Annotated in this window: 11 protein-coding genes and 1 pseudogene; 3 read left to right on the forward strand and 9 right to left on the reverse strand. The window is 42.6% G+C overall.

Annotated elements, in window-relative coordinates; all coding sequences use genetic code 11:
• Positions 1 to 101, reverse strand: a pseudogene (locus I8U18_RS18405) (Tn3 family transposase); the annotation flags it as partial.
• 405 nt (positions 102 to 506) lie between these two features.
• Between I8U18_RS18405 and I8U18_RS17145 the strand changes: the two are divergent.
• Positions 507 to 1835: a tetratricopeptide repeat protein gene (locus tag I8U18_RS17145; protein ID WP_198065147.1), complete on the forward strand. Its 1329-nt coding sequence runs from the start codon at positions 507 to 509 to the stop codon at positions 1833 to 1835.
• Positions 1836 to 2132: 297 nt separating this feature from the next.
• On the opposite strand, the gene I8U18_RS17150 is transcribed toward I8U18_RS17145, so the two are convergent.
• The 8 genes from I8U18_RS17150 to I8U18_RS17185 form a co-directional block, all read right to left on the reverse strand.
• Positions 2133 to 2465: a helix-turn-helix domain-containing protein gene (locus I8U18_RS17150; RefSeq protein ID WP_198065148.1), complete on the reverse strand. Its 333-nt coding sequence runs from the start codon at positions 2463 to 2465 to the stop codon at positions 2133 to 2135.
• 14 nt (positions 2466 to 2479) lie between these two features.
• Positions 2480 to 2836: a type II toxin-antitoxin system RelE/ParE family toxin gene (locus I8U18_RS17155; protein ID WP_198065149.1), complete on the reverse strand. Its 357-nt coding sequence runs from the start codon at positions 2834 to 2836 to the stop codon at positions 2480 to 2482.
• Positions 2837 to 2977: 141 nt separating this feature from the next.
• A complete protein-coding gene (locus I8U18_RS17160; RefSeq protein WP_198065150.1) occupies positions 2978 to 3373 on the reverse strand; it encodes a hypothetical protein in 396 nt (131 codons plus the stop codon).
• Between the two features lie 94 nt (positions 3374 to 3467).
• Positions 3468 to 5270 carry a helix-turn-helix domain-containing protein gene (locus tag I8U18_RS17165; protein WP_232336447.1) on the reverse strand — a complete coding sequence of 601 codons (1803 nt, stop codon included), beginning with the start codon at positions 5268 to 5270 and terminating at the stop codon, positions 3468 to 3470.
• A 39-nt stretch (positions 5271 to 5309) separates the two neighbouring features.
• Positions 5310 to 5447 carry a hypothetical protein gene (locus I8U18_RS17170; protein ID WP_198065152.1) on the reverse strand — a complete coding sequence of 46 codons (138 nt, stop codon included), beginning with the start codon at positions 5445 to 5447 and terminating at the stop codon, positions 5310 to 5312.
• Complete coding sequence (locus tag I8U18_RS17175; RefSeq protein WP_033102031.1) at positions 5444 to 5695, reverse strand: hypothetical protein; 252 nt, start codon at positions 5693 to 5695, stop codon at positions 5444 to 5446. Before I8U18_RS17175 ends, I8U18_RS17170 begins: the two co-directional genes overlap by 4 nt.
• Positions 5695 to 6003, reverse strand: coding sequence for a hypothetical protein (locus I8U18_RS17180; protein WP_198065153.1), 309 nt, complete (start codon positions 6001 to 6003; stop codon positions 5695 to 5697). The genes I8U18_RS17175 and I8U18_RS17180 overlap by 1 nt, the downstream gene beginning before the upstream one ends.
• 180 nt (positions 6004 to 6183) lie before the next feature.
• Positions 6184 to 6360, reverse strand: coding sequence for a hypothetical protein (locus I8U18_RS17185; RefSeq protein ID WP_198065154.1), 177 nt, complete (start codon positions 6358 to 6360; stop codon positions 6184 to 6186).
• Between the two features lie 242 nt (positions 6361 to 6602).
• Here I8U18_RS17185 and I8U18_RS17190 point away from each other — a divergent pair, with 242 nt between their 5' ends.
• Together I8U18_RS17190 and ribD are read left to right on the forward strand one after the other, a co-directional pair.
• Entirely contained in the window at positions 6603 to 7274 is a 672-nt protein-coding gene (locus I8U18_RS17190) for a helix-turn-helix domain-containing protein (RefSeq protein WP_198065155.1), read from the forward strand.
• 22 nt (positions 7275 to 7296) lie between these two features.
• Positions 7297 to 8016, forward strand: coding sequence for a bifunctional diaminohydroxyphosphoribosylaminopyrimidine deaminase/5-amino-6-(5-phosphoribosylamino)uracil reductase RibD (gene ribD / locus I8U18_RS17195; RefSeq protein ID WP_198065156.1), 720 nt, complete (start codon positions 7297 to 7299; stop codon positions 8014 to 8016).
• Positions 8017 to 8138 lie beyond the last annotated feature (122 nt).

The following is an 8138-nucleotide window of genomic DNA, read 5'->3' on the forward strand; positions in this document are numbered from 1 at the left end:
AAGTCTGAAATATATTCCAGTAAAAACACGGTTCGCACTACCCGCCCCAACTCTCGAAACGCTTTGTATAGTCGGTTCTTACGGCTGTCATTACTCAGTCTTACCCCATTTGCAACTGTATATTTTACACGTATCTCGGACTTACCCCCTCATTGGCCCTCTTATTTTATCACAAAACAGAACATGTGTTTCCGTTATTTTAAATTGGGAAAATAATGAGTATTCCTTTACTTCGTGTCTGAAATAATTTTAGCTTAGAGATTATTTCTTTTTCAAATACCAATAGTTAAATTTTGGAATTGTTTGGTTTGTGAAATTCGCCTTTTCTTACAATTTCTTAAGAAATTCGTCCGTAAAAAGTAGCAAACTATCGAATAATACTGTAGAAGGGATGTTCACAATTTAGTTTTTCTCAAGAAAAATTAAGCATTTGGAAAATCCGAACTTTTTTGTCGGGATATCCAAATTACCCAAAGGATGATATATCATGAAGGCAGGGGATCCCCATGAGTCGAAAACAAATTGGAGAACTTCTTAAAAAACAACGGAAAAAAATCGGTAAAAAACAAATTGAGTTGGTGGATGATATCCTTTCCAGATCGATCATCTCCCGGATTGAAAAAGGAGATCCAACCGTCCCAAGAGATAAATTGAATCACTATACCAGCAAACTCGGGCTCATTTTAGATGACCTTGAATACACAACGATCAACGTTGAGGACTGGAAAGAAGTCCGTCAACAAATAGAGCTGATCGAGAACCTAGTGGAGTTTTGCAACGTTGCCCAGAATCAACGTACACAAACTGAAATCAAACTTATGAATGATGCTTTGAATGATTTGGACAAAATCGCACTCCCAGACAATCATCCATACCGACAAATTGTACACTATATCCGTGGGAAAGCATTCTTCTATCAGAAAAAGTATGATCGGTCAAAGAATGAGCTTCATGCTGCCATCGATTTAGCTCAGAAATATCAAAACAATTTTCGATATCTAAATATTGAAGCTTGTTCATATAACATCCTGAGCAACATCGCTTATTGGGAGGAAGGATTGAAGCCAGCTCTCGACTATATCGAACGGGCAGTAAAAGCCTTTGATCGTGAAGGGGAGCGGAAGCAAGAGTATTTCATGACAATGACAAACTATGCAGTTTTCTTGGACAACTTAGGGCTGTATGGAGAGGCCGAAAGAGTGATCGCTTCCATCCTACCCGAAAGCGTTCAGATCCGCTGGCCGGCGACAGGTGCAACAGTATATGAATTGCTGGCCAAACAAAAGCATCGAAGCCGCCAATATCATCAGGCGCTTCAATACGCACTAGAAGGGCTTCAAATCTCCGCCAAAGCAAAGTTGTATGACCGAGCTACAATTATACTTTTAGAAATTGGCGGCATTTATGAAGACCAGGATAAGCATGATAATGCCGAAGGAGCATATCAGCATTCACTGTCTTTTGCCAACCAGGTTGTCAATAAGTCGCTCCCTGCCAAAGCCTATAACAGATTAGGGGAACTTTACGTAAGACGTGAACAAATTGAAAAGGCTGAGAATGTCTTCGAACATGCGACCACGATCGAAGCTGATGATCGTGTACGCTGCGATACACTCATTGGTAAAGGGAAAGTGCTTCTCAAGAAGAAAAAATTCAGAGAAGCAGTCGAACCCTTGAAAGAAGCTCTGAAGCTGGCCAGGATGTGGAACGAAAAGCAAAAAGAATTTGATGTGCTTGTGTACCTGAGTCAGTGCTTCAAAGTGATCGATCGGCAAGCATATTTCAATCACTTGGAACTGTTACATGAAGTGACCATGGAATTGAAGGAGAGGTAAGTAATGGTGAAAAAGGTAGGAATCATTATCGCGTGTTTAGTAGCAGCAATCGTCGTGAATTGGGTGAATCCGCTCTCAGACTCTTCATATGCTACCTATAACATGGCGGAATCGGACCCCATCTGCTGCTAAAAAAGGCCCCCAATAATGGGGCCGGAGGAAGAAGAAAAATAGATTGAACGCACACCGATTGATTCAACGCGATCGGTGGCATTTCCTTTCCAGTTCATCCTTTATCATCACGAACAAACCGTTAAACCATTAGGAATGATCCTAACGGTTTTTTTAGTACCCTCTTCATGTATGCACTTCATCATGTTTTACCAACTTATAACGCCGGATGGCTCTTTTGGCTTTCGGTTTAAATCTAATTTCAACCTCGGCATTTAAAGCATCCGCAATTTTATTTAAATAAGCCAAACTTATGTTTTGCTCCCCGTTCTCTATCCGTGAAATAACACTCTGTTTGGTGTTTAATTTACGGGCAAGATCTCTTTGAGTTAACCCTCGTTTTTTCCTTAATTCGATCAGTCGGGCTCTAAGTTGGAATTCTTTTTCTCCAGCTTCCCATACTTTCTTAAACTCCGGATCTTTCAGCTGTTCGGCCAAGTAAGATCGAACAAAGCTCATCAGAACACCTCCTGTTACCAAAAGGATCGCTCTGGATTATTCAAAAAATCCGCACGATACCTCTTGGCTTTTTCTATTTCCCTTTTTGGCGTTTTTTGCGTTTTCTTCGTAAATCCATGAGTAAAAACCAAATAATTGTCCTTCCAATGGAAAAGAAGCACCCGATAAATATTACTGCTGATCTTCGTTCTGAGTTCCCAGATACCATCACCTAAATGTTCCGTGAATGGCATCCCCCAACGTAAGCCGAATCTCTCCAGAAGGAGCATATTTCTAATCACTTTTTCCCTTTGTTTAATTGGTAAAGAGTCTAAAAACTCACTGGTTGGCCTTCTTCCATTGGCTTTTACATATTCTATTGTCTCCCACATATCTATATTATAACATATATGCTATATTATGCGACTGATTAAAATATTGTGACGACGGATCTGTCTTTCAACAAAACATATGTTTGTTTATTATGCGCAATGATACACATTGCTAAAAAAACCAGGGTGATTTTCCCCTGGTCATCTTTTACGGAACATGCCACCTACTGCTCGAAGCGGATATTTAGTAATCCAAACGAAAGGTTTAATAAAGGGTCCAATGATTTTACGACCAGCAAACCCAAAGATAAAAAACAGAATCAAAAACACCCAGTAGTAAAACAGGAAAAGGATCATCACAAGAACGATGGATAGTCCATATCCGATTAGAATGATTTTCCAAGCCCAACGATCGATGTTTGGATTCTTTTTTACCTCTATGCCGAATAAGGTTTGAATCCACTGATTGAGTTTGTATGTCAGCCAGAATATTAATATTGAGTTTGAAATTATCAAAATCCACTCCATGATTTTTGATGCACTTTCCACCATTTTTCCCCGTCTCCTTTCTGTAACATGACGTGTAACATCAACCAAAAAAATGTTACACCTGAAAGCTCAAAACCCGCATAACTCCGTCATTTCTCCCTAGCAAAATCCCGGAAAAGGAAACCCATGTTACATGTTACAGTCAGACGAAATAAACTAGCTTTTTTCCGTCTTTTCGCTCTTGGATTTTTAACTCTTTTTTTATACGTTGGAATGTCATCCTAGAGATCCCGAGCGATTCACAAATCTCCTTCGTCGTCAGCCCCTCCGGTGACTCGCGCAGAAGCTCAACGACTTTGTCTCTTGCTGTCGCGTTTTCGCTTTCGGTTTTCTCTTCTTTTCGAGCATACAACGGCAACAGAATTTCTCTTGCTCGCTTTGTGATCTCTGCATTGGTCATGCCCATTTGGTTCCCCAAATCTGGCACCGGGAAAGAGGGCAGACGATTCGAAGCTGGCTCAAGTAGTTTAGCTTTGAAGACATATTCTTTCTTGTTGCAGGTGATCCGAAAGATGCCCGTATATTTTTCCAGATTGTGAAAATCCTCAACAGTGAATGGTTCTAGCTCTTCTTCGAAGTCTTCAAAAACTTCATCGCTCCCTTTCAGCAGGACCATGTCCATACCCGTTTTAAATGAGCGGATGATGTCATTTTTCCGGTTGCCAGCCTTCGTGAACGATGACCAATCATGAAAAGAGAAGATATACTTGGTTCGGTACTTCCTAGGCTTTTTGGTAATCTGAAGAAAAATGTCTTGAACCGGTTTGTTCTTAATGATCAAGTCGATTTCATCGACAATCACGACACATTCCCGAAGATCTTCTTCAGGGATCATCTCCCTGGCCATCATGAGGTTCCAGAGCTTGACGAGATAATGCGTAAAGGCGAAATCCTGGAATGTTTCTTTACTGTTTGAGATATGAATCAAAACAAGGTGCGGCTCATTCATCCATTTCCAGAAATCTATGTTTTCGTCTCGTGTTTGACTAAGCGAATAAAAAAGACGCTTATTTGAGCGAAGCTGTGCAATTCGGTTTTCGATCGTATCAAGTGTCCGACTATTTTCCTTTTCTATTTCATCTTCCAGCTGATCAAGTGCGATCTCTAGCTCGAAGTCTCTTTCAGACAATCGTCCCTTGATTTCATTTCGGTAGCTATCATCTTTTAGGATCCGCATTGCATCGAGCAAATTCCCTTCACCGACTCGATAAGATGCCTGCAAAGCGCTTTTGAAATAGCGCTCAATCGAGATGGTCTGACCATCATCTTTTAGGAACTTCCGCAGCAGCTCGGTTTCGATTTCCGCGATCTCAGCCGCAATCGAGTCATCGTCTCGATATACGCGCATCAGGTCATGCCAGACGATTGGTATCACTCGTTCCATGTCCGAATGGTTTAGAATCTTTACCCGATCTCCAAGCCAGTTGGGGACATGAGCCATAATGTCCGATAACATAGCTCCGTTGGCTACGTCAAAGAGAAAAACAGAACGGGCGATTTTTTCCCATTCTTTGCGGTTCTTTGCCCTGACCCCGAAAAACTCCAGGGCCATGTTGACGAAATCGGTGGACTTACCGGCACCTGGCTTCCCAACTACCATCATCGGAGTGGAAAGACTGTCTTTATCCTCGACATTTTCGGAGCGGATCAGCGAGAGGATTTTTCCTGTTCGATGGCGAGCGAATGCGATATGTTGCGGGGAATCCGTCACCATTTTCTTGGCAATCCGTCCATGCTTCGGTTGCTCCTTCTTCTCCTCCTTTTGCGCGTCTTGTACTTCCCGAGGTTTGAGCCACTCCTCGATTTTCCTCCGTTCTTTTGGTTCAAATAGCGCATCCAGCACTTCTGGCCAAACTTCGGTTTTCCAAATTTCCCCGGCTTTTTTCACCCAGGTAGGGATTTTTTGACTGCGGATCGAAGGAAACCAAGCAGAGTGGTTTTTCATCAGGATCACTCCTTTCAGTAGAAAGGACTAGCCTGCCCGCTAGTCCTCTATTTCATCTTCTTCTGTGGTTGGTTTGTGGATTGGCGCTTGGTCTTTCACTTTCTCCTTTTTCCTCAGCCAAAAAGTGAAAGCTCCGAGCGCCGCCACAAAAATAGTGAAAATTAAATACCAGATCATTTTTTCATCGCCTCCATTTCTTTCACCCATTGGTTCGCTTCTTCTTTATGGCCGTAGCTTCCAACTGAGATGAAGAAACCGGACACGATAACAAAGGCTAAAAGCACTGCGCCAATTTCTTTCAACATCCTTGATATATTCCACTTGGCCCTAAAACCGATTAGGATAGCGAGTGGTACGGCTACTGCTGAAAACACCGCCGCTGCGAACTGACCACTAAGGAACATCAATCCTTGGATGAATTCCATCACAACGCTCCTTTCGCGGCCTCGGCGAGTTTGTCCCCAACCATGTCAATTACCAGCAGAATTCCATCCCACAGAGAAGACATCAGATGGGCGGCAACCACTACGATCAGGCACGAAGAAATGAGCCACAGTGAAAGCACACGTACGAAATATTGAGTGAAAACTTTAACGGGCTTCTTCCCTTTAAAGCCAATCTGCCAAATGGCGATAAAGGTTAACATCACGATTGCAAAAGCCGCAAACAGCATAAACAAGTCAGTGAAGCTCGATATAAACGCAATCGTCCCCTTGAGGTCAGGAGCATTCACTTGGCCTCCCCCTTCCGATTCAGCTTTTTCTTAAAGAAATCCCATAGAAAACTGGCAAAAACCACAGGTGGTGCGACATAAATACATAAGAAGATCAAAAGAGATAAGGTTTTGTACAGGTCGACCACCTCCTTTCGTGGTAAAATGTCGATAGGTTCATTTGTTTTTTGGGCTTCTGGTTTACCACCAGGAGCTTTTTTCATTTTTCTGTACATTTTCTGGGTGCTTTTCTTCGAATTCTTGTCGCGACATTAGACCGTAACCCAGTTTGATAATGCTTTTTGCAATTTCTTTGTCTTCTTTCTCCTTCTTTGCATCATCAAAGCTGATGAAAAAGCCGACATACATGGATTGCACTTGTCTCACCCCCAACCAGTCTTACATGCCTTAGTGCTGTAAAACCTTCCGCGATTGGAGTTTTGCTCAATCCGAAAAAGTCGTTTATCCAGATTCCATGAAGGTTATAGCTCGATTGCTTGATATTTGCTCAATTTCTTTATTAAAGAATATTTGATAATTGCTCGAATGTCAACAATTTTATTTGCTATTTATTCAACTTTGTATTATGATACAGGAAAGTAAAGATAGGAGGGGGTTGTATGAACTTTGCCACACGACTTAAGGAGCTCAGGAAAAAGAAAAAAGTAACCCAGTCTGATTTGGCGGATTACCTAGGGATAGATAACACAACTGTATCCAAGTGGGAAAAGGGAATCTACGAGCCCAATATCGAGAATCTTAAAAAACTGGCAGATTTTTTCGGGGTATCGATTGATTCGCTTCTGGGCCGAATTCAATCAACCCGTCGAGGATTCGGGCGGGACCATAGCAGAGCTACAAAAAAGTACATTGATCTTCGTCTGTTAGAGGATTTGCCAGAGTCTGTGCACGGAGAGTTGCAACCGCCAGTGTTGTTTTATCACGTATTGCAGTTGAAAGATGATATTCCAATCACAATATCGAAATCATTTCTCCCCAACTCCCTGCCTCTTGAGGAACTGGAAGAGATCCTTAAAGAAGTCAAGCAGAATCCCACACTCAGCTTGTACAAAACCCTAGAGTCTTTTGGAAGAAAACCAATTTCGTGCGAAGAGACTTTGATCGTAGATTCTCCATCTGATGAAGAGATTGAACTTTTGCAAATGCCTGACCATGTTCCCGTTGCAAGGATTGTGCGAAAGACATTTGATGCGTCTAGCAAGCTCGTAGAATATTGTGTGCTTACAAGCAGAACAGACCTCTATCAATTTGTGTATAAGTTTACTTTGTGAACAAACAATAGGAGGTTTCACTATGGAACATGAACAAGCAAAACAGATGGCTTTGGAATATTACAAACGGACGGGGATGCCGTTTGTAACAATGAAAACAGCAATGACGCTCGATGGGAAAATTGCCACCTCAACGGGAGACAGCAAATGGGTCACTAACGAACTTTCGAGAGAAAACGTCCACCGAATGCGCCATTGGATGGATGGCATTATGGTTGGGATCGGAACTGTGTTAAAAGATCGCCCAAAACTCACTACACGTTTACCTGAAGGCGGGGGTAAAAATCCAACCCGCATCGTTGCTGACAGCCTGCTCAGAATACCGCTTGATACTCCACTAGTGACCACCACAAACGAAGCTCCAACCTGGGTCTTTTGCACCGATGAAGCAGACAAAGAAAAAGAGAAACAACTCGTAGAGCGCGGTGTGAAAGTGATCCGCACAGGTAATGGTCCGCATGTGGACCTCGTAAAAGCACTGAAACATTTGGGTGAAAACGGAATCACTTCTGTTTTGCTTGAGGGCGGCGGTCAGCTGAACTGGTCCATGATTGAAGCCTCTCTTGTCCAACAAGTGGTCACCTTCATCGCTCCTAAACTGCTCGGCGGCAAAGAAAGTATTACTCCGATTTCAGGCCAGGGATTCGAGCGCATGGCGTTGGCCGTTGAACTTGAAAACGTTACCGTCCAACGCTTTGGGGACGATATTTGCATTATCGGCTATCCTGCAGCCGCAAAATAAAAGAGGACCTTTGCGGGTCCTCTGAGGCTGTTGACAAAAGAAGGTCAACAGCCTTTTTTGTCGAATTGGAATAAAAAACATTCCGAAGGAAGGTTTCCTATGTTCAGAACCAACGCATCCAG

The organism is Thermoactinomyces sp. CICC 10522, from assembly GCF_016055075.1.
GTDB classification, from domain to species: Bacteria; Bacillota; Bacilli; order Thermoactinomycetales; family Thermoactinomycetaceae; genus Thermoactinomyces_A; species Thermoactinomyces_A daqus.